The organism is Paenibacillus oryziterrae (assembly GCF_042610485.1).
In the GTDB taxonomy this organism is placed as follows: domain Bacteria; phylum Bacillota; class Bacilli; order Paenibacillales; family Paenibacillaceae; genus Paenibacillus_AQ.
Genome location: NZ_JBGJZO010000003.1, coordinates 279,849 through 306,715 on the forward strand (window position 1 = coordinate 279,849; position 26,867 = coordinate 306,715).

Annotated in this window: 22 protein-coding genes; 16 read left to right on the forward strand and 6 right to left on the reverse strand. The window is 48.0% G+C overall.

Going from position 1 to position 26,867, the window contains the following annotated elements; genetic code table 11:
- Positions 1-124: 124 nt before the first annotated feature.
- From ACAN55_RS05990 to ACAN55_RS06015, 6 genes are all read left to right on the forward strand, one after another.
- Positions 125-1,084 carry an ABC transporter permease gene (locus ACAN55_RS05990; protein WP_379129463.1) on the forward strand — a complete coding sequence of 320 codons (960 nt, stop codon included), beginning with the start codon at positions 125-127 and terminating at the stop codon, positions 1,082-1,084.
- A 15-nt stretch (positions 1,085-1,099) separates the two neighbouring features.
- Positions 1,100-1,996 carry a carbohydrate ABC transporter permease gene (locus ACAN55_RS05995; RefSeq protein WP_379129466.1) on the forward strand — a complete coding sequence of 299 codons (897 nt, stop codon included), beginning with the start codon at positions 1,100-1,102 and terminating at the stop codon, positions 1,994-1,996.
- A gap of 99 nt (positions 1,997-2,095) precedes the next feature.
- Positions 2,096-3,928: a type 2 periplasmic-binding domain-containing protein gene (locus tag ACAN55_RS06000; RefSeq protein ID WP_379129469.1), complete on the forward strand. Its 1,833-nt coding sequence runs from the start codon at positions 2,096-2,098 to the stop codon at positions 3,926-3,928.
- Positions 3,929-4,061: 133 nt separating this feature from the next.
- Positions 4,062-5,810, forward strand: a complete 1,749-nt coding sequence (locus ACAN55_RS06005; protein ID WP_379129472.1) for a sensor histidine kinase — start codon at positions 4,062-4,064, stop codon at positions 5,808-5,810.
- The gene (locus ACAN55_RS06010) at positions 5,803-7,197 is read left to right on the forward strand and encodes a response regulator (RefSeq protein WP_379129475.1); all 1,395 of its coding nucleotides are present in this window, start codon (positions 5,803-5,805) and stop codon (positions 7,195-7,197) included. The genes ACAN55_RS06005 and ACAN55_RS06010 overlap by 8 nt, the downstream gene beginning before the upstream one ends.
- Complete coding sequence (locus ACAN55_RS06015; protein WP_379129478.1) at positions 7,194-8,861, forward strand: extracellular solute-binding protein; 1,668 nt, start codon at positions 7,194-7,196, stop codon at positions 8,859-8,861. The genes ACAN55_RS06010 and ACAN55_RS06015 overlap by 4 nt, the downstream gene beginning before the upstream one ends.
- A gap of 6 nt (positions 8,862-8,867) precedes the next feature.
- On the opposite strand, the gene ACAN55_RS06020 is transcribed toward ACAN55_RS06015, so the two are convergent.
- Together ACAN55_RS06020 and ACAN55_RS06025 are read right to left on the reverse strand one after the other, a co-directional pair.
- A complete protein-coding gene (locus ACAN55_RS06020) occupies positions 8,868-9,365 on the reverse strand; it encodes a YbaK/EbsC family protein (RefSeq protein WP_379129481.1) in 498 nt (165 codons plus the stop codon).
- A gap of 29 nt (positions 9,366-9,394) precedes the next feature.
- Positions 9,395-9,817: a MarR family winged helix-turn-helix transcriptional regulator gene (locus ACAN55_RS06025; protein ID WP_379129484.1), complete on the reverse strand. Its 423-nt coding sequence runs from the start codon at positions 9,815-9,817 to the stop codon at positions 9,395-9,397.
- 160 nt (positions 9,818-9,977) lie between these two features.
- Between ACAN55_RS06025 and ACAN55_RS06030 the strand changes: the two genes are divergently transcribed.
- The gene (locus ACAN55_RS06030; protein WP_379129487.1) at positions 9,978-11,432 is read left to right on the forward strand and encodes an MFS transporter; all 1,455 of its coding nucleotides are present in this window, start codon (positions 9,978-9,980) and stop codon (positions 11,430-11,432) included.
- Between the two features lie 69 nt (positions 11,433-11,501).
- On the opposite strand, the gene ACAN55_RS06035 is transcribed toward ACAN55_RS06030, so the two are convergent.
- Complete coding sequence (locus ACAN55_RS06035; RefSeq protein WP_379129490.1) at positions 11,502-12,860, reverse strand: PFL family protein; 1,359 nt, start codon at positions 12,858-12,860, stop codon at positions 11,502-11,504.
- A gap of 47 nt (positions 12,861-12,907) precedes the next feature.
- Positions 12,908-13,177, reverse strand: coding sequence for an ACT domain-containing protein (locus tag ACAN55_RS06040; RefSeq protein WP_379129492.1), 270 nt, complete (start codon positions 13,175-13,177; stop codon positions 12,908-12,910).
- 438 nt (positions 13,178-13,615) lie between these two features.
- Between ACAN55_RS06040 and ACAN55_RS06045 the strand changes: the two genes are divergently transcribed.
- The 4 genes from ACAN55_RS06045 (at position 13,616) to ACAN55_RS06060 (ending at position 20,155) form a co-directional block, all read left to right on the forward strand.
- Entirely contained in the window at positions 13,616-15,136 is a 1,521-nt protein-coding gene (locus ACAN55_RS06045; RefSeq protein WP_379129495.1) for a GGDEF domain-containing response regulator, read from the forward strand.
- 254 nt (positions 15,137-15,390) lie between these two features.
- Positions 15,391-17,253 carry an assimilatory sulfite reductase (NADPH) flavoprotein subunit gene (locus tag ACAN55_RS06050; protein ID WP_379129845.1) on the forward strand — a complete coding sequence of 621 codons (1,863 nt, stop codon included), beginning with the start codon at positions 15,391-15,393 and terminating at the stop codon, positions 17,251-17,253.
- A 47-nt stretch (positions 17,254-17,300) separates the two neighbouring features.
- The gene (gene cysI / locus ACAN55_RS06055; protein ID WP_379129497.1) at positions 17,301-19,022 is read left to right on the forward strand and encodes an assimilatory sulfite reductase (NADPH) hemoprotein subunit; all 1,722 of its coding nucleotides are present in this window, start codon (positions 17,301-17,303) and stop codon (positions 19,020-19,022) included.
- Between the two features lie 110 nt (positions 19,023-19,132).
- The gene (locus ACAN55_RS06060) at positions 19,133-20,155 is read left to right on the forward strand and encodes a S66 family peptidase (protein ID WP_379129499.1); all 1,023 of its coding nucleotides are present in this window, start codon (positions 19,133-19,135) and stop codon (positions 20,153-20,155) included.
- Positions 20,156-20,238: 83 nt separating this feature from the next.
- Here ACAN55_RS06060 and ACAN55_RS06065 read toward each other — a convergent pair whose 3' ends face one another.
- Positions 20,239-20,916 carry a hypothetical protein gene (locus ACAN55_RS06065; protein ID WP_379129501.1) on the reverse strand — a complete coding sequence of 226 codons (678 nt, stop codon included), beginning with the start codon at positions 20,914-20,916 and terminating at the stop codon, positions 20,239-20,241.
- A gap of 161 nt (positions 20,917-21,077) precedes the next feature.
- Here ACAN55_RS06065 and ACAN55_RS06070 point away from each other — a divergent pair, with 161 nt between their 5' ends.
- From ACAN55_RS06070 to ACAN55_RS06090, 5 genes are all read left to right on the forward strand, one after another.
- Entirely contained in the window at positions 21,078-21,794 is a 717-nt protein-coding gene (locus ACAN55_RS06070) for a response regulator transcription factor (RefSeq protein ID WP_379129503.1), read from the forward strand.
- On the forward strand, positions 21,791-23,224 hold the full coding sequence (locus tag ACAN55_RS06075) for a sensor histidine kinase (protein WP_379129506.1): 1,434 nt from the start codon (positions 21,791-21,793) through the stop codon (positions 23,222-23,224). The genes ACAN55_RS06070 and ACAN55_RS06075 overlap by 4 nt, the downstream gene beginning before the upstream one ends.
- 145 nt (positions 23,225-23,369) lie before the next feature.
- The gene (locus ACAN55_RS06080) at positions 23,370-23,765 is read left to right on the forward strand and encodes an ATP-binding protein (RefSeq protein WP_379129508.1); all 396 of its coding nucleotides are present in this window, start codon (positions 23,370-23,372) and stop codon (positions 23,763-23,765) included.
- Between the two features lie 47 nt (positions 23,766-23,812).
- Positions 23,813-25,831, forward strand: coding sequence for a methyl-accepting chemotaxis protein (locus ACAN55_RS06085; protein ID WP_379129512.1), 2,019 nt, complete (start codon positions 23,813-23,815; stop codon positions 25,829-25,831).
- Positions 25,824-26,111 carry an STAS domain-containing protein gene (locus ACAN55_RS06090; RefSeq protein WP_379129515.1) on the forward strand — a complete coding sequence of 96 codons (288 nt, stop codon included), beginning with the start codon at positions 25,824-25,826 and terminating at the stop codon, positions 26,109-26,111. The genes ACAN55_RS06085 and ACAN55_RS06090 overlap by 8 nt, the downstream gene beginning before the upstream one ends.
- Here ACAN55_RS06090 and ACAN55_RS06095 read toward each other — a convergent pair whose 3' ends face one another.
- Entirely contained in the window at positions 26,112-26,867 is a 756-nt protein-coding gene (locus ACAN55_RS06095) for a YdcF family protein (RefSeq protein ID WP_379129518.1), read from the reverse strand.

Sequence of the window (26,867 nt, forward strand, 5' to 3'; positions counted from 1 at the left end):
GTGAAATCGGTCAACGAGGAGCGAACAGTCATCCCCCAAGGGAGTCCGCCAGTCTCTCTCGCCCGCTATTCATGATCTGATACGATGAAAGCGTAATCAAAATCTGGGTATAGGAGATTCCAATATGGGGCTATCATCTGGTGAGCTTGTTCATAAAGTACAGCCGGCTCAGCGTCCGCGCAGGAAGATGCAGAACAAGTATAAGCTGTTTTTTATGGCGCTTCCTTTTCTTGTTATAACCTTTATTTTCTATTATTTGCCGATCAGCGGATGGATTTATGCCTTCTACGACTTTATTCCCGGCATACCGCTCTCGGATACTCCTTATGTGGGCCTGAAATGGTTCAGGACGATTGTATCTAATCCAACACAGACCGCCGAGGTCATGCGGGTCCTGAAGAATACCGTTGCCATGAGTTCGCTGGGCTTAATTACTTCTGTATTTCCGGTTATTTTTGCCATTCTGCTCTCTGAAGTTAGAACGGGCTGGTATCGTAAGCTGGTGCAGACGCTGACCACAATTCCTAATTTTATCAGCTGGATTCTGGTATATGCGCTCGCGTTCTCCTTATTCTCCGTAGACAACGGAGTCATCAATCATATTCTCATACAGCTTGGCCTGGTGAATGAGGAATTCAACTTCCTGGCGTCCAGCTCGCATGTGTGGGTCACGATGATCGCCTGGTACTGGTGGAAGTCGCTGGGGTGGGGGGCAATTTTATATCTGGCTGCCATCGCGGGGATTGATCAGGAATTATATGAAGCCGCAGAAGTGGATGGAGCGAGCCGCTTCCGCAAAATATGGCACATCACCGTTCCCGGAATCATCCCGACCTTCTTCGTTCTGCTGATTCTTTCGATCGGTAACTTTGTCAATAACGGGATGGAGCAATACTTCGCTTTTCAAAATGCGATGAACAAGGATTCGATTGAAGTGCTGGACCTCTATGTGTACAATATCGCGTTCGCCAACAACTTCCCGTTCGCAACAGCTGTCAGCATGCTGAAGTCGGTTGTCAGCGTTGCCTTACTGTTCGCGGCTAACACGTTATCTAAATTGGTCCGTGACGAATCCATTATTTAAGCGGGGTGATCCAAATTGAGAAGCAAAAGAATAAAACCCGGCGGTCTAGCATTCCAAACCATTAATTACGTGCTCTTTGGATTGTTTACGCTGAGCTGTATTTATCCGTTCTATTATCTGTTCATTAATACCATCAGCTCCAATGATCTTAGTGCGGCGGGGTATATCAAGTATTACCCGAGGGAGATTCATTTTGATAATTATTTCAAAGTACTCCGGATCAGCGGATTAAGCCATGCGGCACTCGTCTCCGTCTACAGAACGCTCGTGGGAACACTTCTTACCGTAGGGGCATCTGCATTTCTGGGCTATCTGTTCACTAAAAAAGAGATGTGGGGCCGTCAAATATGGTACCGCAGCGTAGTTGTGACCATGTATTTCAGCGCAGGCCTGATTCCGTGGTATATCACCATGCATAATCTGCATTTGACCAATAACTATCTCGCTTATATTTTGCCGAGTATTATAACGCCTTTTAACATCATTCTTGTAAAAACCTTCGTCGAGGCGATACCGCCCTCTCTGGAGGAGTCGGCATCCATGGATGGTGCGGGGTACCTGAGAGTGTTCTGGAGTATCATTGTTCCGCTGACTACGCCCATTCTGGCTACCATAACGATATTCTCTGCGGTAACGCAGTGGAACTCCTTCATTGATACGGCATTTCTGATGACAGATACCAAGTATTACACACTGCAGTTTCTGTTATGGCGTTACTTGAACGAGTCCAGTTCACTGGCGGCGCTGATCCGGAATTCACCGGACATGGCAGCCAGCATCCAGAACATGCAGACACCAACCTCTGTGCGGATGACAGTGACGATGATTGTCGTTCTGCCGATTCTGATTGTGTATCCGTTCTTCCAGCGTTTCTTTGTCAAAGGGATTATGATCGGCGCTGTCAAGGGCTGAGTTCTCTACGAGTTAATGCAGGCAGGTGTGAGATCGGGTTTATCTCCGCGGGAAGCGGGGTTGGACTATAGCAAGATATTAAGGGAGGGGCACACAGCAATGAGAATAAAAAAAATATCGCTGCTCATGTTAACTGCAATTATGGTCTTCGTTCTGGCTTCATGTGGCGGGGGGAATAATGGAAACTCCGCTAATTCGGGCAAGGATAACAATGCCGGCACGCCTACGGCAGCGGCTACAGATGCAGCAGAAGGTACTGCGGATGACGGTGCGCTGGATCATTCCCAACCGCTGAAGTTAACTGTTTTCTCTACAACAGCCAACTATGCGGGGCCGCAAACCGGCTGGTTCGCAAAGATTATTAAGGATAAGTTCAATATTGAGCTCGACATCGTCGCATCCAACTTGACCGGGGGAGATACCAAAATCTCCGCAATGATGGCCTCAGGCGACCTTGGAGATATTATCATCTTCGGAGATGACAAGAACCATTATCCGAATGCGATTAAAGGTAATCTGCTGCTGGACTGGAACAAGGACGGTCTGTTAGACAAATACGGTAAAGATATTACTGCGAGCTTCCCTAAAGCCGTTGAGAAAGCGAAGGTTGCTTTCGGCGGAGGCCAGTCGGTCTTCGGTATGGGGAATAGTGTAGCCACGAACCCTACAGGACCTTCAGAGGGTAAAGATATGACCTGGGGACCGGATCTGCGCTGGGATTTGTACAAACAAATCGGATCTCCCGAGATTACTAAGATTGAAGATTATCTGCCGGTCTTGAAGCAAATGCAGGAGCTGGAGCCTAAGAATGAACAAGGCAAGAAAACTTATGCATTCTCACTCTGGTCTGACTGGGACGGCAACTATAAAATGACGCTTGCCAAGCAGTTCGCGAACATGCTGGGTTATGACGAAATCCCGGATACAGCGCTTTATGTGAAGGCTGATGAGGAGAAATATTACGATTTCCTCTCCGATGACAGCTGGTATATGAAATCGCTGAAGCTTTATTATGATGCGAATCAAATGGGGCTCTTGGACCCGGATTCGCTGACTCAGAAGTTTGATGATGTCGTGGCTAAATATAAAGACGGCCGTCTTCTGTTCTCCTGGTTCCCTTGGCTTGGGGCTGCGAACTACAATACGCCGGAGAGAACCGCTGAAGGTAAAGGCTTCGCGCTTGTACCTTTCAAGGATGAGCTGATGTATTCCACTGGCTTCAACGTATACGGCGGTAACGGTATTATCTCCATCGGCGCTAAAGCGAAAGAACCGGCACGGATTATGGAATTTATCAACTGGATGTATACTCCGGAAGGTGCGATGATCTCGGCAGGAAGCGGTACGGCAGTACCGAACGGTCCTAAGGGTCTTACTTGGGATATTGACAGCAGCGGGAAACCGATTGTCACCGACTTTGGCTGGCAGGCTTTCACAGATCAGCAGAACACTCAAGTCCCTGCAGAATACGGTGGCGGTGATTACTACTATGGTTCGAACCAGATGAATTTCTCCTTTGTCGTTCCGGCCATGGTTAATCCTGAGACCAATGAACCTTATGATCACAATCTGTGGACGACGACACTGCAGCGCAATCCGTCGAAGCTTGACAGTGACTGGAGAGCAGCGATGGGCGTGCTGACACCTAAAGAGTATTTTGAGAAAAACAATCTCCTGGCTGTAGCGCCGCAAGGCTTCACTGGCAAAGAGCCGCTGATGATGGACAAAACACTGGAACAAAAAAATAAGCAAATCGGTACGGTTATTCAGCAATATTCCTGGAAAATGGTCTTTGCTAAAGATCAGGCCCAATATGACAAGCTGAATAAAGAGATGCATGATAAGGTGAACGGTCTCGGTTATTCGGATGTTATGGACTTCTCTATTAAAAAAGCAGAAGAGCTGTTCGAAGCGAGAAAGAGCGTTCAATAACATGTAATAGATGAGTAGGCAGGGCGGCGAGAGGCTGTTCTGCCTCCTTATTTTCCGGGCAGGATAAATCTGATCATGTTAAAATTAAGATATGGTATAAAAGCGGTTACAGGAAAGGGAGAAGGATAGACAGATGGTACGAGCGGCACTGCGGGGGAAACCCCGGGCGAAAGCATCTTTGAGAACAACACTGGTTATCTATCTGATTCTGGGCAGTCTACTGCCGCTTCTGCTTGTCGGGATCGTGACGTACACCTCTATTTATTCTATTCTTACCGGTAAAATAGCGAATGGGATTAGTGCCAGCTTGAAGCAGGAAGCGTTCAGTCTGGAGAATGCGATCGATAACCTCGATTTCGCTTCCAAGCAGTTCGCGCTGGATGGACAAATCGTCGAAGAGATGTCCTCTTTTCTGGAGGAGAAGCAAATTTACCGTAAATCTCAAATCATGAACTCTATTAATGAGAAGATCAATCTGGTGAACTTCACGAATCCTTATATTGGATTAACTGCCTATATCATGCCGGATGCTGAAGATCCGGTCCTATTCACGAACATGAGTACAAGGCGGAATTTCGATATTCAGACGCTGCCGTCCTTTATGCGGTATAACGGAGCGGATTATTACGGACCCCATGGAACGATGTATGCTGTAGGCGATAATCTCGTTTTTTCCGAGCAGCGGATTGTAAGGGTAACCGGGCAGCAGCAACTTTATATTTATCTGGAGACGAATTATAGCCTGTTCCGCAAAATATTTAGTCAGGAATCCTATGGAATGAAAGTGAATCACCTGCTTGTGAACCAGGAGGGCAGCACTTCCTACGAAATTGACGGTAAACTACCTACCCCGATTGTTAAGGCCGCAGCAGAACGTTCGCAGCTTGCACACGAGGAGATCAGTGGTTACCATCTGTTCCGCTACGAAAGTCCTCAAGGCTGGCAGCTTGTTGCCGTGGTCAAGAAGTCGGTTTTTAACAGTGAAATTTACGCCTGGGTCTACAAAATGATTCTGCTTATCCTCTCCACGCTCCTCTTCGCCGGCTTTCTGGCGTTTCTGATCTGGAAGCGGATCTATGGCCCTTTAAGAAAAGTAAACATTGAAATTATCCGGATGGCTGAAAATGTTACAGTCCCGGTGTCATACACGAATGTAGCGGAATTTGACCTTGTGCTCAGTAATTTTCAGCAAATGAAGGACCAGGTCAATGAATTGATTCAGGCGGTTGCCCATAACGAGAAGCAGAAAAGCCAATTTGAGATCGAGAAGCTGCTCAGCCAGATTAACCCGCATTTTTTGCATAATACCTTAAATACTGTGCAGTGGCTGGCCCGGCTAAATGGTCAGAAAGAGATTGATAAGCTGGTCACGCTGCTCGTGAAGGTGTTGCATTATAACCTGGGCAAGAACAACATCATTGTCACAATTGGTGAGGAGATTGAAGCGATACGCAATTACATGGAGCTGCAGCGGATCCGTTATGATTATGAGTTCGAATTCAATGTGCAGGTTGATGACAAAGTGCTGTCTGCAGCCGTCCCGCGATTTCTGCTTCAGCCGCTGGTGGAGAACTCCATCTATCACGGTCTGAGCGATAACGGGAGGGTTGATGTGCTGATTACAGAGCATGGCACTCACGAAGTACTGTTATGTGTGAAGGATAACGGGACCGGGATTGAACCGGCGCTTATGGAACAGTTGCTCTCTGATGATGACGGAGCTAAGAAACGGGGGTTGGGCATCGGATTTTCCTATGTGAACCGGATGCTAAAGACTTATTACGGGGATCAGATGAAGCTTGAAATGAGCAGCCTGCAGGGTGAGGGGACCACTGTATCCATTATCATACCGAGAAAAACTAAGGAGGACTTCGATGATTAGAGCTGTAGTAGTGGATGACGAAAGACTCGTACGCAAAGGGTTTATCTCTATGATCGACTGGTCCGCCTTCGGCGTGGTGATTGTGGGAGAAGCTGGTGACGGTAAATCTGCTCTTGAGCTGTTAAGGCAGCAAGAAGTAGATCTATTATTTGTAGATATTACTATGCCAGGAATGTCCGGGTTTGACCTGATCCGGGCCGTACGACAGCGGTATTCCGGGATTCGCTCGGTTGTACTCACTTGTCATCATGAATTCGATTTTGTACAGGAAGCCCTCCGGCTGGGGGCTGTTGATTATATCGTCAAAACACTGCTTGAAATGGAAAATGCGGATGAGGTTATTGGGCGTCTGGTCGAGCGGATCAAATGGGAGGACAGTACCCGGGAAGCTCTGATTCGTGGTGAAGGTAAACGAATGGCAGCGGACAAGGTATTGGTCTATTTACCTCTGGGATCAGGCGGAAGTGAGAAAGAGCTATTTCAGCTTGCTATGGTAAGGAACAATCCGCTGATTACCTTTCAGGAAATGTGGGTGACTCCGCTGCTGGAGCGGACACCTGAAGTGGAGATGAACCGGGAAATAATCACGCATCTGGGCAGCCGCTGGAAGACTGCGCTCGTCTGTGGCCTCCGGGAGCAGCCGCTAAAGGAGATTGAAGCCATCTTTACCGACAAGCTGCAGAACACCCTTTTTTACAACAGTGGAACTGGAGAGCTGATTCCATTGAAATATGAGGAATTGAAAGAGACCGCTGTCGTCAGGGGTTCAAGTGAAGTATTAACCAAAGCTAAGGATCTGAGATGGAGTCTGGATGGAATGGAATGGGAATGTCTCCTTCGCGAGATTACCCTTCAAAAGCCCGATTATGACCATTTCCCTGTATTTGGGGAGTCATTATGTCGGCAATGGGGCTATCTGCTGTTCAAACCGGAGGAAGCCTTGGAGATGCAGGAAGAAATCACCCGGATGGTGACCTGGTGTCATTGGAAGCAATGGCTACGGCGATTTGCAGATATTGTACAGCGGCGGATGATTGAGCTCGGTCTGACGAAAGAAGTGATGAGCTGTCTTTTCCGGGCCATCATTTATATGAGGGAGCATGCTGGAGACAAAATCAACCAAAGCGAAGTTGCCTCTGCAGTCAATATGAGCCGCGGTTATTTTAGTCAATGTTTTGCTAAATTGGCCGGGGAGAGCTTTGGCGAGAGTCTGCGGGGAATGAGGCTTGACCTTGCCCAATCTCTGCTGCTTACGACATCCGTCTCCATCTGTGAGATTGCGTCCCGGTCGGGATTTGAGGATGATCGATATTTCAGCAGATTGTTCCGTGAACGGATCGGCATGCTGCCGAGTGAATTTCGTGCAGAAGGGGTGGGGAGAACATGAAATGGAGAAATGGCCTGCTATTCATGGTGCTGCTGCTCTGTCTTAGCGGGTGCCGGGAAGCTGTAGAACCTGCCCATTCCGCTAATCCTGCACCAAGCGAAGACAATCTTGAGACTGATGCATACGGCAAATATCCAGAACCGGTGGTGATGCGTATTGGCTTCAAGGTTCCGGATTCCAAGCTGAATACAGGAGACAGTAATGATAATAATCCCATCTCACGTTATTTGGAGAGCATTACGAATATTAAAGTAATTCATACCTGGGAAGCTAAAGGTGAAGATACGTTCGTCCAGAAGGCCCAGCTTGCCATCGACAGCTATGATTTGCCGGATGCGATGATTGTGGACCGTAATCAGTTAGCGAAACTGATCGATAACGGCATGATTGAGGATTTAACCCAAATCTATGAACAATACGGTTCGGAATTAATTAAAGATATGTATAATTCGACGCAAGGAGAAGCCCTGAATGATGCCAGCCGGGGGGGACGATTGTACGGGCTACCCAATGTAGCGATAAACGCAGATTCTCCTTCTCTGCTATGGATACGCCAGGATTGGCTGGAGAAGCTGAATCTGCAGCCTCCTCAAACCCTGGAAGATATTGAAGGTATCGTCAAAGCTTTTATTGAACAGGACCCTGACGGGAATGGCAAAAGAGATACGGTAGGCCTCATCGGCTACAAAAATATTGTGTATGGAACGAAGCCGTATGTGGGTGGACTTGATACCTTCTTTAGCAGCTTTCATTCTTTCCCTACAAACTGGATCAAAGACAGCTCAGGCAATGTCGTCTACGGTTCAATCACAACAGAGACCAAAGGGGCGCTAGCCAAGCTGGCTGACTGGTATGAGCGGGGGTTAATCGACCCAGGGTTTGCATTATACAAAGAAACACAGGAGCCTATTATCAACGGAAGCTCCGGTATTTTCTTCGGTCCGTGGTGGATGCCTTATTATCCACTGTCCGAAGCGGTTGCTCTGGATACCAAAGCGGAGTGGAGAGCTTATGCTGCCCCGCTCGATGCTTCAGGTAAATTTGTTGCCCACATGGCTCCGGTTACTGACCGCTATCTGGTCGTTCGTAAAGGATATGAGAACCCGGAGGCCGTGGTTAAGTTATTGAACGCATTTACCAGACTCGAACGAAGACAGGACCCTAATAATGAAGCTGTAATGCAACTGGATGATTTCTCCGCCCAGACGGGCATTCAGCCGCGCGCATATTATCCGTTTGATCTCCTCCTTGATTACTCGGATGCCATCGAGAAGCATTATTCTGATATTCAGCAGGCGCTGCACGGGAAGATTGATCCGGAAATGCTCGATGCGGATACCCGCCGGATTTATGATCAGTGGGTAGCGGATATCGAGCAGCCGAAGAAGAATCTGGAAGGATGGAAAGTCGCGAATGCGTATAGATATGGAGCTGCCGTATTATCCTCAACAGCCATAGAGGGGGTACGCAGTGTTTTTTACGGGACTACCCCATCTATGACAAGTAAATGGTCTGCACTTATGAAACTTGAAAGCGAAACCTTTCTGAAAATCATCGTAGGTGACGCACCTATTAGCAGCTTTGATGAATTTGTAGCCAAGTGGAAACAGCTTGGTGGGGATCAAATTACCCAAGAGGTTGCCGAGGCTGTGAATAAGAAATGAATATTATCACTGAAGTTGCGGGATTGACTCATCCCACGATTTGCAGACGTCCACCCATTCCTTACCCCCTGAGTACAGGGCCAGCTCATCGCAGGTTAATTCGATGGCGGAGCTGCTGCTGCCGCATGCCGGGAATAAAGTCGTAAACCGTTTCATGGATATATCCAGATACACATCGAGTTCTCGGACTAAGCCAAAAGGGCAGACACCGCCGACAGCATGACCTGTCTGTTCCAGCACCTCTTCGGCACTCAGCATTCGGGGTTTGAACCCAAAGGCATCGCGGAATTTTTTGTTGTCTATTTTGGCGTCGCCGGCGGCCACAACTAGTATGGCCGAATCCTCACCGGTTCCCCGGAAGGAGAGGGTCTTGGCAATCCGTGCAGGGATGACACCAAGAATGGCCGCCGCCAGTTCGACGGTCGCGCTTGATTCCTTGAACTCCAGTATATCGTGTTCTTTGCCGTACAACCGGAAATGGTTTCTAACATTCTCTATGGACAAGAAATTCATTCCTTTCTGATGAACTGGGCTTAGTCAAAGGCAGATGCGCTGACCTTCTTCAGCAGTGAGACTAGCAGAGCTTGCTCTTCGTCTGTCAGATCCCGGGTCAGATCAATGTTGAGCTGCTTCAGGATATTCTGGAGTACAGGTTCAAATTCCAGGGCTTTGGGAGTCGGAAATAACAGATGGGAACGGCGGTCCTTATCGTCCACCTTCCGTTCGATATAACCGGATTCCTCCAATTGTCGTACCGAGCGCGCTGTAGTAGCTTTGTCAAACTTCAGTTCTTGGGTTAGCTCGTCCTGAGTGATTCCAGGATGGACTAATATCAGCTTTAGAAAGCTGTGGTGGCCGCCGCTGCCGATTCCGTAAGGGGCGAGCATTTTGACCAGCTTTTTCTGATTTTGGCGGTGAATCTCAGAGATCAGCTTGCCAATGGGTTCCTTTTTCAATGTAGACACCTCTTTTTAGAATTCCGACGGACACGAAGATTACATCACAAAGTGTACAATGAAATGGTTGCGTGCGCAACTAATATGATGTACACTGGGGAAGTCTATTAGTTGCGCATGCAACTAACCGGAATAATGTTTGGAAGTGAGGTGTTTTTATATGAGTACAATTAGTGCAACCTACCAGGAGGATGTATCTGTTCAGAAGAAACGCTGGATTATTCTGATCGTCCTGAATCTGTTTACATTTATGTCAACGCTCGACGGAAGTATTGTGAATATTGCCCTGCCCGTGATTTCGAAGCAGCTTGGTCTGCCGATCGCGCAGATTGAATGGGTGACCACAGGTTATCTGATGTCCATCTGCGCCGTGATTCTGTTCTTCGGCAAGCTTGGGGATATCGTCGGGAAAATAAGGGTTTTCAAGATCGGAACTATTGTATTTATCTTCGGTTCGCTTCTATGCGGGCTAAGCCACAGCCTGACGCTATTGATTGCTTCGCGGATCATTCAGGCACTAGGCGCTTCGATGACCATGGCGAACAGCCAAGGTATTGTAACGGATATCTTTCCCGGGAATGAACGCGGCAGGGCATTGGGCTTAATCGGTACTTTTGTCTCCCTGGGCAGCATTGCGGGGCCGAGTCTTGGGGGCATTATTGTCTCTTCCCTCGGCTGGGAATATATTTTTTGGGTCAATATCCCGATTGGGTTCATTGCGATAATTCTGGGGTGGAAGGTACTGCCTAAAGATCTGGTCCGGGTTAAATCACGCATTGATATTCCGGGTAGTCTGCTATTTACGGTGTTTATCATCGCGTTATTCTCCGGATTGCTGCTGGGGCAGCAGCTTGGCTACAGTGACAGTCGGATTATCGCTTCGCTGGTGATTGCTGGTATTGCAATTGTCGCCTTTATCCGGGTAGAACTGCGCAGATCACAACCTCTGCTGCAGCTGTCATTGTTCCGGAATTCCCTGTTCTCGCTGAGCATACTATGTGGTTTCCTGGTCTTTGCGGCTAATTTCTGCTTTAACATCATCGCGCCGTTCTACGCACAGAACATGCTGAATTTGTCTCCTTTCTACGCAGGCTTCCTGCTTATGCTGTTCCCGATTTCCATGGTGATCATTTCACCGCTAAGCGGTGCATTATCGGACAAAATCGGTTCGGAGCTCCTGACCTTCGCCGGTCTTGTGGTCATGGTAGCAGCGCAAATCGGATTGTCCCAGCTGCATGAAGGCAGTTCTGTAGTCCTTGTGGGTCTTTGGATTTCGATGCTCGGTATCGGCAGCGGGCTGTTTCAGCCGCCAAACAATTCCCTGATAATGTCCAAAGTGCCAAGAAACCAGCTCGGTTCGGCCGGCAGTGCCAACTCACTGGTGCGCAATATCGGTATGGTCGTTGGAATTACAATTGCCACAACGATTCTGTTTCATGTGATGAGCAGCAGGGCGGGTCACCGAGTAACAGGTCTAATCCCGGGTCGCCCAGAGATATTTCTTGCAGGGATGCATGTTGTATTTGTAACCTCCGCGTCGATTTGTCTGGCAGCAGCGGTGCTGACCGGCTGGAGATTGTTTAGTGCCAGAAAGGCAAAGCAGTTGGAAGCATAGTAATCTTATTGGTCATATAAAAGCCACCTCAACTGCAAGCAGAATGAGGTGGCTTTTGTTTCTATGACGTTAATTCTTAAAGCTGTGGATCGGAGCAGGGATCCGGCCGCCCCTATTGATAAAAGGTGCGCAGTTAAAGCCGTTGACGGCCATAACCGGTGCATAACCAAGAAGTCCGCCGAATTCTACCATCTCTCCTACATCTTTGCCGATGACCGGAATCACACGAACGGCTGTTGTTTTGTTGTTGACCATTCCGATCGCTGCTTCGTCGGCGATAATCCCGGAGATCGTTTCTTTCGTTGTTGATCCAGGGATAGCGATCATATCGAGGCCAACGGAACATACGCAGGTCATCGCTTCAAGCTTCTCCAGTGTTAGCGCGCCGCGCTGAACCGCCTGAATCATACCATGGTCTTCACTGACGGGTATAAAGGCTCCACTAAGTCCGCCGACATAGGAAGAAGCCATGACTCCACCTTTTTTCACATTGTCATTCAGGATGGCCAGTGCAGCGGTTGTTCCTGGAGCGCCGGCTTCTTCAAGACCCATGACCTGGAAGATCTCAGCGATCGAATCTCCGATCTCAGGAGTAGGGGCCAGTGAGAGGTCGATAATTCCGAAAGGAACTCCCATCCGTTTGGAGGCTTCCTGGGCCACGAGCTGTCCGACCCGCGTAACCTTAAAGGCAGTTCGTTTGATCGTTTCACACAGGGTTTCGAAATCCTGGCCTTTTACTTCCTCCAGCGCCCGCTTAATTACGCCGGGTCCGCTTACGCCAACATTGATGACACACTCGCGTTCTCCAACACCGTGAAAGGCTCCGGCCATAAACGGATTGTCTTCAACCGCATTGCAGAAGACGACCAGTTTCGCACAGCCGATGGAGTCCCGGTCTTTAGTGCGCTCTGCCGTCTGCAGAATAATGTCGCCCATGAGTTTAACCGCGTCCATATTGATGCCGCTGCGCGAGGAGCCTACGTTGACCGAAGAGCAGACACGCTCTGTAACCGCAAGTGCTTCAGGAATACTGTCGATCAGAATTCGGTCCCCGACGGTGCAGCCCTTTTGCACCAGTGCCGAATATCCGCCGATGAAGTTCACGCCTACCTCTTTGGCCGCCTTGTCCAGAATTTGGGCAACCGGCACATAAGTGTCTGTCTTGATAGCGCCCGCTGCGATGGAGATGGGTGTTACCGATATCCGTTTATTAACGATAGGAACGCCAAACTGTTTCTCCAGATCCTCACCGGTTTTTACGAGTTTCTCAGCGGAACGGGTGATTTTATCATATACCTTTTGGTTAAAGATCTTCATATCCGAGTGGGCACAATCCATAAGGGAGATTCCCATCGTAATCGTACGCACATCGAGATTCATTTCCCGGATCATTTTGTTCGTTTCCTGTACTTCCACGAGTGAAATCATGTATACCCTCCTTAAATGGTTCCGGTGGCACCGGCGATGTTACCTTACTAAATCCGGTGCATAATATTGAAGATGTCCTCATGCTGAAGCTTGATCTCTACACCAATGGACTCGCCTACATGATGCAAATCTTCGACAAGTGTTTCAAAAGGCTGTGTTGCTCCCGAAATATCTACGATCATCATCATATTAAAATATTCCTGAACGATGGTCTGCGAGATATCCAGAATGTTAACCTGATGCTCGGCTAAATAGGTACACACCTTGGCAATAATGCCTACTTTGTCTTTGCCTAATACAGTAATGATCCCCTTCAATGAAATGCCCCCCTTGATTTACGGTTATCATCTCCCAATGCGGAAATGATCATTTCAACTATTATGGCAAATGCTGAAACATGGAGCAACCAAAGATTTTTTGTCAGGTTGATTAATTATTTGATCAGGCTGTCATATTAAAGATAGAATTCAATTCATATCTCATATTCTCAGAAATTACACAAGTTTAACTTAAGGGGCGCAGCATGAGGAAATATAAGGAATTGCTTGAGCAACGCACCAGATATACGCTGCAGGAATGGTCAGAACAACAGACTGTTGAGGAGAAGGATATTTATCGTTTTCTGTACAATTTGAAGGGGACAGCCGGAACTATCGGTCTTAAAGAAGTGGAGGAAGCTNACCAGATATACGCTGCAGGAATGGTCAGAACAACAGACTGTTGAGGAGAAGGATATTTATCGTTTTCTGTACAATTTGAAGGGGACAGCCGGAACTATCGGTCTTAAAGAAGTGGAGGAAGCTGCAGGGAGCAGGTTGCTGTTCTTCTCGGATAGCGGGAGCCGCAGGTGGACAATGGAAGAATGGGAGGACTACCTCAAACCATGCCTGACTGCTTTTAAGGAAGATCACAGTGCTCCGGCCGGCTCGCTGCATGAAGAAAGTGACAGAAGCGTAAGAGGACCGCTGCGGCAGCCAAATAAAGTATTAATCATTGATGATGACGTGGAGCTGGTTGCATTCCTGAAAGAATCACTGGAGAATCAGGATTACTATGTCAGCATTGCTTTAACAGCAGAACGGGGCATCACAATGTTCTATGAAAGCAGACCGGACATGATTCTGCTTGATATCAAACTGCCGGATAAAAGCGGGATGGAGGTACTGGCGCAAATTATCGGCAAAGCCAAAAAAGAACGGACACCGGTAATCATCGTAAGCGAAGAAAACTCCAAAATGCTGCAGATGCGTGCATACGCTTTGGGAGCCATGGATTTCATACCGAAGCCAATCGATTTCGACCTGCTCCTCATTGTGATTAATAACCGTTTCAGACTAAAGGCTGAATGGCTCAAATCAATTGTTGTCGATGAACTGACGGGAGCATATAACCGCAAGCATTTCAATCAAATGATGAAGCAGCTTATTTCTGATTATAAACGAAGTGAACGGATTTTTTCCTTGGCTATGCTGGATCTCGATCATTTCAAAAGAGTCAATGATACCTTTGGCCATTTGATTGGTGATGAGGTGCTTCAGACCTTTTCGGAAGAAGTACGGTCATCCATACGGGTTGAAGATACATTTTGCCGTTATGGCGGGGAAGAGTTCGCCTTGTTTCTACCCAATACGAGTGTTGATCACGCACTTGTGGTCATTCAGCGGATTCAGGAGCGGTTCGCAGCCATTGATTTTTATGGGGCAAATGAGACCTTTCACGTAACCTTCTCCAGCGGGATCACTCAGATCAAGAGTACGGAAGATACGGCGGATGTACTAGTAGGGGAGGCGGATCAAGCACTTTACGCCAGCAAGAATGCCGGAAGAAACCGGACGACACTGTATACCGAACACCTATCAGGGGAAATCATCGAGTCCGTACTGAATGTGATGGTGATTGATGACGAAGCTCTGATCCGCAAAATCATCACTACCGAGTTCTCCTCCTGGAAGCCGAACAATGTGACTAAGGTAAGTGTGCGCGGCTATGGAAGTGGTCTTGAGTTTCTGCAATCGGACTGGTATTCCAAGGATGAGAAGTACATTATTCTTCTAGACGGTGTCCTGCCGGATCTTGATGGCATAGAGGTTCTCGAGCGGATACGCAACAATTACCCGCAGACGAATATTCTGATTATCATGCTGACGGGCAGAAACAATCAGGCCGATATTGTACATGCCCTGCAGACGGGAGCGGATGATTATGTGATCAAACCGTTCCACATGAAAGAACTGCTGCTGCGGATAGAACGGCTGGCATTCAGAACCTTATACTAGTGGAGTGGCCTTCCGGTGCCCGAAATCCACATTCCGGACATTTGGCTTATCATTTTATTTAATAAAAGCTATCAGGATTAATGATGAATCGGCTTAATTCAGGGTGAAATACTATGATTTCAGCTCATTTCACCCACAAATTGGAATATATTTATAATTAATATAAAATTTATGCTATTAGCAATTCGTTGAACGTTTCACTGAATTATGTTAGCCTGAATCCATGAAGATAGGTATAGGAGAGGTGGATCTTGTTGCAACTACACGTTACGAACAGTCCTTTTAACGAAAAACAGGTGGAACTCCTTAACACGTTGCTTCCATCGTTGACCACGACCCAGCAGATTTGGCTCAGCGGATACCTGGCCGCTTCGCAGCCGGCTGTAGCTGCTCCAGAACGTACCGGTGCGGAGCTTCAGGCAAGCTCTGCAGCCGCAGGAACTGCTGAAGTGTCTCCATCTTTAGCTCCGCCTGCCATATCCCGTGAGGTCACCGTATTATTCGGTTCCCAGACCGGGAATTGCCAACGTCTTGCTACTAGCTTGTCCCGCAAGCTTACGGAACAGGGATTTCAGGTTACGGTATCGGCCATGAACAGCTTCAAACCAGCCGGGCTAAAGAAGACAGCGAATCTATTGCTTCTCGTGAGTACCCATGGTGAAGGGGAGCCGCCGGACAATGCCCGTGCATTCCATGAGTTCTTGTACAGTAAAAGAGCGCCGCAGCTTGAGAACCTGCGTTTCTCTGTGCTGGCTTTAGGAGATACTTCCTATGAATTTTTCTGCCAAACTGGCAAAGATTTCGACAAGAGGCTGGAAGAACTGGGCGGAAAGCGCCTGACACCTCGTGTCGATTGCGATTTAGAATTTGATGAGCCGGTAGCAGCTTGGTTTGAAAGTGTGATTACTGAACTAAACGGACAAGCCGGTGCAGAAGCTGCTGCAACTGAAGTTGTTGAGGCTGCAGAGGCGGCAGAAGCCTCTGGTTCGGTGTACACGCGGAATCATCCGTTTAGAGCCGAAGTATTGGAGAACCTGAACTTGAATGGTCGGGGTTCGGATCGCGAAACCCGCCATTTGGAGTTATCACTGGAGGGCTCCAACTTACAATACGAGCCAGGGGATTCACTTGGCATCTATCCAGAGAATCAACCTGAGCTGGTCAATGCCCTAATTGAATCGATGGGTTGGAGCCCGGATGAAATCGTTCCGCTGAACAAAAATGGTGATGAAGGCACTTTGTATGAGGCGCTGCTGCGTCACTATGAAATATCGATTCTATCAAAGCCGGTTCTTGAGAAAGCTGCTTCATTCTCTGCAGATGAAAGACTTAGTGGCCTGCTGTCACCGGAACGCAAGCAGGAACTGAAGGATTACGTGAAAGGTCGGGATCTGCTTGACTTGGTTCAGGATTTCTCATCTTGGAAAGCGGACGCCCGCGAGTTCGTTACGATTCTACGAAAGCTTCCAGCCCGTCTTTATTCCATAGCGAGCAGTTCGAAAGCAAATCCGGATGAGGTTCACCTCACAATCCGCGCCGTCCGTTATCATGCGCATGGCCGTGACCGTTACGGTGTATGTTCTGTACACTGTGCGGATCGTTTGAAGCCAGGGGACACGCTGCCTATCTATATCCAGCCTAACCCGAATTTCAAGCTGCCTTCGAGTCCGGAAACTCCGATTATCATGATTGGACCGGGAACAGGCGTAGCTCCGTTCAGATCTTTCCTGGAAGAGCGGGAGGAGCAGGGAGCGCAAGGTAAGTCTTGGCTGTTCTACGGAGACCGTCATTTTGTCACCGATTTCCTGTATCAGACCGACTGGCAGCGAATGCTTAAGGATGGAGTGCTTAGCAAGCTGGATGTAGCCTTTTCCCGTGATACGGAGGAGAAGGTCTATGTTCAGAACCGCATCCTGGAGAATAGCCGTGAGCTTTATCAATGGCTGCAGGAAGGCGCACATCTCTATATTTGTGGTGACAAGCAGCAGATGGCCCACGATGTCCAATCCGCTCTGGTAACCGTGATCCAGCAGGAAGGCGGCATCAGCCCGGAAGAGGCAGCAGCTTACCTGGAGAATATGCAGCGGGAGAAGCGTTACCAGCGTGACGTATATTAGAGTCGAATAGCAGGAAAAGCGAATTGGAAGCGGAAGGAGAATGGACCATGGCGAACAATAATGCGGTGAAGCCCATCGGCGGGCCGCCGAGCGATGTTGAACATATAAAGATTGAGAGCAATTACCTGCGGGGGGCACTCGTGGAGACCTTGTCCAACCCCATAACAGGAGGTCTTCCCGAAGATGACAACCGTCTGCTGAAATTTCATGGCAGTTATATGCAGGACGACCGGGATTTACGCAATGAACGGGAGCGGTCAAAGCTTGAGCCAGCTTACCAGTTCATGCTTCGTGTAGTAGCACCAGGGGGTGTCGTTACTCCTGCACAGTGGCTGGTAATGGACGATTTGGCACATAAATACGGAAACGATACGCTGCGTATTACGACCCGTCAGGCCTTTCAAATGCACGGAGTCCTGAAATGGAATTTGAAAAAAACGATTCGTACGATTAATGATACCCTGATGACCACGCTTGCAGCGTGCGGCGATGTTAATCGTAATGTGATGAGCAATCCGAATCCATACCAATCAGAGGTACACGCAGAGGTCTACGAATGGGCGCGGCGGGTGAGTGATCATCTGGCACCGAAGACACCTGCTTACCATGAAATCTGGCTGGATGGCGAGAAGGTCGTTGACAGCCTGGATGGCGTGGAAGTAGAACCTATTTACGGTCCTGTGTATCTCCCGCGTAAATTTAAGATCGGTCTTGCGGTTCCGCCTTCCAATGATGTAGACGTCTTCTCACAGGATCTGGGCTTTATCGCAATTATAGAGAATGGACAGCTGGTCGGATTCAACGTGTCTGTCGGCGGCGGAATGGGGATGACACATGGTGATACCAGTACATATCCACAACTGGGCCGTGTTATCGGTTTCTGCACGCCGGAGCAAATGATTGACGTTGCTGAGAAGACGGTAACGATTCAGCGTGATTATGGCAACCGCTCCGTGCGCAAGAATGCCAGGTTCAAGTACACGATTGACCGTCATGGTCTGGAGTGGTTCAAGGATGAGCTGCATGAGCGGCTGGGCTTCACGCTCGAGCAGGCACGGGAGTACCATTTCGACCATAACGGAGACCGGTACGGCTGGGTGAAGGGCAGTAATGGTAAATGGAATCTAACCTTGTACATCCAGAGCGGACGGATCAAAGACCATGAAGGATATGCATTAATGACAGGCTTGAAGGAAATCGCTAAGATACATACCGGTGATTTCCGGCTGACTCCTAACCAGAACCTGACGATTGCGAATGTATCCCAGACGAAGAAACGCAAAGTCGAGGAGCTGGCAGCACAGTATGGGCTGACGGCAGGTTCACATTATTCAGCTCTACGCAGAAGCGCGTTGTCCTGCGTTGCATTTCCAACCTGCGGACTGGCGATGGCTGAAGCCGAGCGTTACCTGCCTTCGCTGCTCGATAAGCTGGAAGTGATCGTAGACGAAGCGGGACTCCGGGACGAGGAGATCGTGATTCGCATGACGGGTTGTCCGAATGGCTGTGCCAGACCGGCACTGGGCGAGATCTCTTTTATCGGTAAATCTCTCGGCAAATACAATATGTATCTGGGTGCAGGTTTCGCCGGAGACCGGCTGAACAAGCTCTATAGAGAGAATATCGGGGAAGAGGAGATTATCTCGACACTTGCACCGATCCTTCACCGATATGCCAAGGAACGTACCTCCGGCGAACACTTTGGAGATTTTGTTATCCGTGCCGGTTATGTTCAGGCAGTAACTTCCGGAATTCATTTTCATGACTGATTCATACAAGCAGCATTCAAACGATTTTTGTTTGGATGCTTTTTTAATTAAATAGACATTGCTATCGCTTGACACGAATTGGTAATATAACGTAGATGGGAGGTGGCGAAATGATCAGATATCCGCATTTGGAAAAAGGAACAACCGTAGGTGTAACAGCACCCTCTTCAGGGGTAAGTGAAGAGCTGCATGACTCGGTGAAACTTGCATGTTCGCGCTTGAAGGCGAAGGGATATAATGTGGTCAGCGGCGGGACGGTCTGGACGCACGACAAGGCGAAGTCAGCACCGGCGCGGATTCGTGCTGCCGAATTCAATGAAATGATGCAGGACGACAGCATAGGTTTGATTTTTCCTCCGTGGGGAGGAGAATTGCTAATAGAGATTCTGGAATTCATTGATTTTAAGAATGCGGCGTGCAAATGGATCATGGGATATTCGGATACGAGTGTGCTGCTATTAGCAATCACCCTAAATACTGGCATCGCGACTGCCCATGGTACAAATCTCATGGATGTGCGGGGAGAACACTCTGACGAAACTACTGCGATGTGGGAATCGGTCTTATCCACGCCATTCGGAGAATCCATCCTTCAGCGTTCATCACCACGGTACCAGAAGGAATGGAGACACTCAGACCCTTCCTCTTGTGTCTTTCACTTAACGGAACCAACAAAATGGAAAGTCATTTCAGAACAAAATGTACATATACAAGGCCGTCTGCTTGGCGGATGCATCGATGTGATCAGACATTTGATCGGTACACCGTTTGGCAATGTACGGCATTTTCAGGAGAAGTATATTAACAATGAACCGGTTGTGTGGGTTTTGGAGAATTGTGAACTGTCAGCCACTGATCTGCGCAGGTCATTGGTTCATATGAAACTGGCTGGATGGTTGGATCATTGTACAGGGCTTATATTCGGCAGAAGCAGCGCGAACCAGACGGTTCAGAACTACACCGCTCAGGATGTGTACAAAGATCTTGCTGATGAGTTGGGAATTCCGGTTGTTTATGACGTCGATTGTGGACATGTACCTCCTCAAATTACATTTATTAACGGAGCGTATGCTGAAATTGAAGTGAATGCCGCAGAAGGCACCGGAACCGTGAAGCAGTATTTCAATCCATAGCAGATGCATGATTAACCTGAAAAGTGAGCACATAAATATGGGGTGTCCCGGTAGCCGTTGTCAGGCTGGGGGACACCCCTTGCTTATTTCTTCGCTTCCAGGCTCGTGATCTGTTGTTTATATTCCACCAGTAGATTGGCCAGCGTAGTCTTGATGGCAGCAGCATCCTTGGATATTACGGCATCCATCAGGTCGGATTGGACTTTGAAGAAAGATTCCAAGACAGGGTCGGTATTAGCGAGTGTGACAAATGACGCTGTTATAGCTGGGAGTTCAGCTTCTGCTAGTTTACCGATTGAGATCGCTTTACCCGCGGCCCGAGTAACTAATGTGCTTTTAACAGCTCCCCCCACTTTTATTGCCCCCTTAACGTCGAGGGGGAGTGCTTGAGCGACACCTTTTAGTGGTATGGTCACCCTTTGGGCACTCTCAGTAAGAACAGAACCGGATGGCAGCAGCGGAAGTGATGTTAGGGGGGAGGCTTCAGCTATTGTTATGTCTAGGAAACGGTTGTCACCTGCACCCATTAGCTTATCAAACTTTGCAAGTACTTCGGTCCATTCCTTTACCGTTTCCGGTGCATACTGTTTAGCCAGCTCTAACGGATTCGTTGCAATAGCGGGAATTGCTTGTACTGCTGTAATGGTTGTCTGGTCTACTTGAATCGTGTCTTCTGCTGCGCTTGCCATAACTGAGCCGGATACTGCGGAGAGCAATAGTGCAGACAGTGCAACACTTCTCAAACTGCGTTTGTAATTCATAATTAACACTCCTTGGCGGGTTGATTTGTCTTACCTGTCTCACTTTATCGATCAATCATGGCAGAACCATGGTCCAAGTGTGGAAAAACAATGGCATTCATCTGTGCCTAAGCTTCTCTTAGTATAATGGGTCATGAATAATACCCAGGAGGCTAGTCTTCATGAATAATTATCTCATAGCAGTTGTGGATGACGATCAGAACATACGTCATTTGGTAGAAGCCTATTTACATAAAGAGAATTATCGCACGATCGGACTCGATAATGCCGAGGAGGCGTGGGAGCTTTGGAAGACATCACCTCCGGATATGTGGGTGCTGGATTTGATGTTGCCCGGCATGGACGGGTATGAATTATGCAGACGGATACGTAAGGAAGCGGAAGTTCCGATCATCATGATCTCCGCCAGAGACAGTGAGGTCGATAAAATACTTGGTCTGGAGCTGGGCAGTGACGATTACCTGGTCAAGCCTTTCAGTCCGCGTGAGCTGGTAGCACGCGTGAAGCGTCAATTGCAGAGATGGTATAAGCTGACGGGCTCTACGGAAGTGGTAACCCAACCAGAAGGTCCATCCAAACTCGAAATCGGACGGTTGCTGTTCATGCTAGAGGAAAGACGGGTGTATTGGTACGGGGAAGAGCGTGAGCTTACCCTGAAGGAATATGATCTGCTAAAAGTGCTTGCCGAACATCCGAACCGGGCCTTTACCAGGGACGAACTGCTTACAATGGTTTGGGGTGAAGATTATTACGGAAGCGACCGCGCTGTGGATCATCTTATTAAACGTATCCGTAAAAAAATGGACAATCTGCCTATTGAGGCTGTATGGGGACATGGGTACCGCCTGAGAACCGATGGGGAGGAGACGTTGAAATGAAACTTGTGCATCAGATCAATCTGGCATTTGCCATTGTGCTTATCTTTGTTCTGGCTGTTTCCGCCGTTATTATCCACTATGTGCTGCTGGATCATTTCATGGGAACCGAACAGGCGCAGATGCAGTCCATCGGTTCGGCAATGCAGGCTAAGTTAACTGAAAGCACCGGGCTGGATTTATCGGCCTTAAGTGTCAGTACTTTTACAGCTGCTGCAGGAACAACAACTGCGTTATCTCCGGCAGCCATTGCTGCCCCGCTAACAAGCATCGAAGCTATCGTTACTAACCCATCCGGTGAAGTTTTGTCTGGTGTAATGCCCTCTGTTACAGGTGTGAGTGCTACGGTTCTGCCGCTGGATGTAGAAGGTCAAGCGGTCAAGACACAGCTCGCATCTGAGAGCTTGAAGAATCTTTGGGCGGGTAAGGACAACCGTTACCTTGTCGCTGTGAATACCATTCCCCAGGGGACCCTAACACTGATCTCTCCCGTAAGCAGAATAAGAGAGATTGAACAGGAACTGTTGAAACGGTTGCTCCTGGTCATATGCTTCGGAGGCGTGCTGATGGTCCTGCTTAGCCTGTTAATTACAAGGAAGTTAATCCGGCCTTTAATGTCCTTGAAGGAAGAACTGAAGAAGCTGAAGAGCCGCCAATATTCAGAGGTGCAATTGATAAAAGCGGGTGGAGAGATCGGCTCCGTAGCTGAAGCTGTGTACGAGCTTGCCCGTGAAACGGAGCGGTACAGCCACGCGCAGAAGCAGTTTTTTCAGAATGCCTCCCATGAGCTGAAGACACCTTTGATGTCGATATCGGGTTATGCTGAAGGCATCCGCGACGGTGTATTTGAAGGTGAGAATATACGCAAGGGGCTGGATATAATCCTCGGTGAGAGCAGAAGACTTAAGAACATCGTGACGGAGATGACACTGCTCGCCAAGCTGGACAGTGAAGAGGATATTTTCCGTCCGGCAGTGGTGAGTGTAGAGGAGATATTGCAGGAGAGTATTGAACGGGTTAACCCGCTGCTGGTTAAGAAAGGATTGTCTCTGGAAGTTGAATTTAATCAAAACGAGGATGAGAGTCTTGCAATCCGTGCGGACCAGGATAAGCTGCTGCAGGCATTTCTTAACGTTGTGATGAATGCGGCCAGATATGCGAAGACACGGATTCATATTCATGCCGGGATAAGCAACGAATGTGTGGAAATCACGATTTCGGATGATGGAACGGGAATACCGGAGGATGTGCTGCCTTATCTGTTTCATCGTTTTGTAAAGGGAAAAGATGGGGATACCGGACTAGGGCTAGCAATATCACGGGCAATTGTCGAACGTTGTGGCGGCCGAATTTCGGCAAAAAACGACAAACATGGCGGTGCTATATTCACTTTTCGTTTTCCCGTATCGGCAGAATCTCTGTTTCTGGTATAAACATGAAAGAAATCATTGGTGATTAATGTATTTTTATGTCGAACCTCACATCTCCTTTACTAATCATAATGATATAATCAGAAAAAGTAGAAGATGTATGCAAAATCATAAAATCCAGCGGTTGAATATCGGGGAGGAGGGGGAAATGGAATCTTTAGAGAAGGAAGTGAGCTTTTGCGGGCTGGAGAATCATCAGGGCATCATCGACGGAATTATCCGGGAGCTCCATATTGAAGACGTGGCGTTTGATGTCAAATTGATATTGGTAGAAGCAGTAATGAATGCTTATTATCATGGAAATCTGTCTGATAGAAGCAAACCGATATCGATCCGGTATTCGCGGTACGGAAGTCACTTGCAACTGCAGGTTGAGGATTGCGGTGAGGGTCTAGGAGATAAGAAGATCCCCAGTGAAGTCAACGATGATGACTTGCTTCAGGAAACCGGTAGAGGATTATTTTTGATCCGGTGTTTCTCAGACCGTGTACATATGATCCGTAACGTCATATATATTGAAAAGAACCTAACCAGTCTACAATAATGAGATCCATGAAAGTTGCAGTTACGGGAATAACAGGAGGAATACGTGTGAAGTTTAGTCTTAGGGTGAAGATAAGTCTGCTTTTATTAATGATCATCAGCATTCCATTAACGATTACGGGAGTACTCTCCTATCGTTCAGCATCAGATGCGCTACAGGAGACGATTGAACAACAGCTGCAGGATACTACTGCTTCTGCTGCCAGTTCAATTGACTCCGCGCTGGAATCAGCCAGTCATTATCTTCAGATCGCCAGTAAAGATAATGTTCTGACCCGATTTTCTGAGAATCCGGCAGACACTCAATTGAAAAAAAGTGCGTTCGACTATATAGCCAGCTTTCAAAAAGACAATGCGGGCACATTTGAGACTCTTCTGATTGTCAATATGGATGGACAAGCGCTGTTGATGAATAACTCGGAGTCCCCGTCTCTTAATGTGAAGGATCGGGAGTATTTTCAGACGGCGGTAAAAGGTACTGAAGCTGTCAGCGGGGTGATTACTTCGAAGGATTCCGGCAAGCAGGTCGTAGCTGTGGCCCAGCCGTTAATCATCGACGGGAACACCAGGGGAGTTTTGATTGGGACCCTTATTTTTGATTCCATTGCAAAGGCTGCCGCTGAAGTAAAGGTTGGCGAGACAGGATATGCCTATATGATCGACCGTACAGGGCTGATCGTTTATCATCCGGTTAAAGAGAAGATTCTAAAAGAAAACATTGACGGCAACAGCAATCAACAGTTAAATGCATACGTGCAGAAGATGAAAGCGGGAGAAACGTCGCACGGATTCTACACCTACGAAGGTACCTATAAATTTATGTCTTTCCAGCCAGCGGGTAATTGGGTAGTTGCCACAACTGTGAACTATAACGATTATATGGCACCCGCAATCAATATACGTAATAAAACCATATGGATCACAGCCTTATTCATTGTTGCTGCTCTTGTGGTTGCCTATTTCTTTACCTCCAAAAATATTATCAATCCAATCCAGAAGCTGAGAAAAGCTATGGCTTTGGCCGGAGATGGCGATCTGACCGTGCATACCTCCATTAAATCCCGTGATGAGCTTAGGGAATTAAGTGATTCCTTTAATACAATGATTGTTAAGCAAGGAGATGTCATTGAGAAAATCCGCTCGAATTCGGTGCTTTTAGTGGCTATGTCGGAGGAAATGGCAGCATCTTCAGAAGAAATCAGTGCCTCTATTGAGGAGATCAGCTCAAGTACCCATGAAATCGCAGCAGGCGCGGAGAATAATAATATGTCTGTATTGAATGCGTCCCAAGTGCTTGTGCAGCTATCCAGTCTGGTTCAGCTTGCCCAGAATAAAGCGGCGGCTACCGCAAACAACGCGAATATAAGCCATCAGGCTGCCCAGTCGGGTAGAGCGAAAATAATAAATACGGTGGAAGCCATGGATACCATCAGCAGCAGTACCAGGGAGACCGGCAGTATTCTGCAATCCATCAACGAGATGTCCGGTAAAGTCTCCACGATTGTCGCAACAATTAACGATTTGGCAGGTCAGACCAATCTTCTGGCCCTGAACGCTGCTATTGAAGCAGCAAGAGCCGGTGAAGAGGGCCGGGGGTTCAGTGTAGTGGCCGGGGAAGTCAGAAAGCTGGCCGATCAGTCCCATCGCCGTGCGGATGAAATAACCGAGCTGGTTCAGAATATGGTCTCCAAAATTGAAATGGCAGTTATCTCCATGCAGGGTGCTTCTGAAGCCGTTAATGAAGGAGTAAAAGTTGTACAAGAAACAGACCATGCTTTTATTCACATTATCGAATCCGCGGAAATGATCGCAAACAATGTACAGGAGATTCTGGAGATTACCAAGGATGAGGTAGCTACTTCAGATCAGATTGTCAAACTCATTGATAACATGGGTACGACCTCGGAAATTGCAGCAGCCAATAGCGAAAATGTGTCCAGTGCGGTTGAGGAGCAAGCAGCCACGGTCAACCATTTCGCTGCATCAGCACAGGAAGTTAGTGCAATGGCTAATGAGTTAGAAACATCAGTAGAGAATTTTATTATTAGAGGTGATAACCGTGGGTGAATCAATTATCATAATGCCGGAAATTTTTGCTGTGGACGAAGCGGCACGTTTTAGAGAAAGTGTTCTGGTGTATTTCAACGGCAAAAGCGGTGAACCGGTCCATCTGGTACTCGATTTCAGTACTTGCCAATTTATTGACAGCACTGGTCTTGGGGTTATTGTCAGTACCTATAAAAAGTGTCTTGAGGTTGGAGGCAACCTCAAGCTGAAGTCACTAAGCGCTAATGTAATGAAGGTATTTGAAATGACCAGATTGCATCGTGTGTTTGAAATCCTGTAATTAATGATCTCTTAGCTTCAAGGCAAGGATTCCAAGGTATTCTTTCAGAGCGAGGCTTGTTAAGGACAGACCCCCTGCAGAAGGAGAGAGGCTCGAAGGATAAAGTTTGCCGGTAGAGCCAGTCAAATAATCGACTGGATAAGGTTGTACGTTGACTCCTACTTTGCGAAATTCTAGTACCGCCCGCGGCAGGTGAAAAGCAGAGGTTACCAGAACCACAGAGGAGTACCCCCGGGATCTGAGGATTTCTGACGTGTAGCGGGCATTTTGCTCTGTATTCAGTGAACGGTTCTCAGCAATGATGGCCTTCTCAGGCATTCCTAATGCTAGCAGCTGGCGCTTCGCGATGTCTGCTTCGTTACCGCTGTCCGGGAAGACTGTGCCTCCGGAGAACAGAACGGGCAAATCTGAAGTCCGGTTGAGTCTGGCTGCTGCCAGCAGACGATTGGCCGCTGATCCGAACAGGTTGCCTTCACCATTGATATCGGGTGTACCGAGTGTGGCTCCGCCACCTAATACAACGATAATATCCCCTTTCAGAGTATCTGGCTGGGGATATTGTTGTTCCAGTCTGCTGATCAGCACTCCGCCGATCCAGCCTGTGGAGAGTAGGAATAAAAGGGCTGTTACTCCTAGTAGCATAAGGGCGGTTCTACGTTGCCTTTTCCATAACCACAAGGATAATGCCACAAGCAGCAGCACGAATAGTCCGGGGGGCAGGAGAAAGCCGTATATAAATTTGATGATATAGAGCAT

What these genes read in the sequence shown, in the direction of transcription:
- ACAN55_RS05990 (WP_379129463.1), top strand. Translation starts at nt 125, where the DNA reads ATGGGGCTATCATCTGGTGAGCTTGTTCATAAAGTACAGCCGGCTCAG.
- ACAN55_RS06000 (WP_379129469.1), top strand. Translation starts at nt 2,096, where the DNA reads ATGAGAATAAAAAAAATATCGCTGCTCATGTTAACTGCAATTATGGTC.
- ACAN55_RS06005 (WP_379129472.1), top strand. Translation starts at nt 4,062, where the DNA reads ATGGTACGAGCGGCACTGCGGGGGAAACCCCGGGCGAAAGCATCTTTG.
- ACAN55_RS06010 (WP_379129475.1), top strand. Translation starts at nt 5,803, where the DNA reads ATGATTAGAGCTGTAGTAGTGGATGACGAAAGACTCGTACGCAAAGGG.
- ACAN55_RS06015 (WP_379129478.1), top strand. Translation starts at nt 7,194, where the DNA reads ATGAAATGGAGAAATGGCCTGCTATTCATGGTGCTGCTGCTCTGTCTT.
- ACAN55_RS06030 (WP_379129487.1), top strand. Translation starts at nt 9,978, where the DNA reads ATGAGTACAATTAGTGCAACCTACCAGGAGGATGTATCTGTTCAGAAG.
- ACAN55_RS06035 (WP_379129490.1), bottom strand. Translation starts at nt 12,860, where the DNA reads ATGATTTCACTCGTGGAAGTACAGGAAACGAACAAAATGATCCGGGAA.
- cysI (WP_379129497.1), top strand. Translation starts at nt 17,301, where the DNA reads ATGGCGAACAATAATGCGGTGAAGCCCATCGGCGGGCCGCCGAGCGAT.
- ACAN55_RS06060 (WP_379129499.1), top strand. Translation starts at nt 19,133, where the DNA reads ATGATCAGATATCCGCATTTGGAAAAAGGAACAACCGTAGGTGTAACA.
- ACAN55_RS06065 (WP_379129501.1), bottom strand. Translation starts at nt 20,916, where the DNA reads ATGAATTACAAACGCAGTTTGAGAAGTGTTGCACTGTCTGCACTATTG.
- ACAN55_RS06070 (WP_379129503.1), top strand. Translation starts at nt 21,078, where the DNA reads ATGAATAATTATCTCATAGCAGTTGTGGATGACGATCAGAACATACGT.
- ACAN55_RS06075 (WP_379129506.1), top strand. Translation starts at nt 21,791, where the DNA reads ATGAAACTTGTGCATCAGATCAATCTGGCATTTGCCATTGTGCTTATC.
- ACAN55_RS06080 (WP_379129508.1), top strand. Translation starts at nt 23,370, where the DNA reads ATGGAATCTTTAGAGAAGGAAGTGAGCTTTTGCGGGCTGGAGAATCAT.
- ACAN55_RS06095 (WP_379129518.1), bottom strand. Translation starts at nt 26,867, where the DNA reads ATGCTCTATATCATCAAATTTATATACGGCTTTCTCCTGCCCCCCGGA.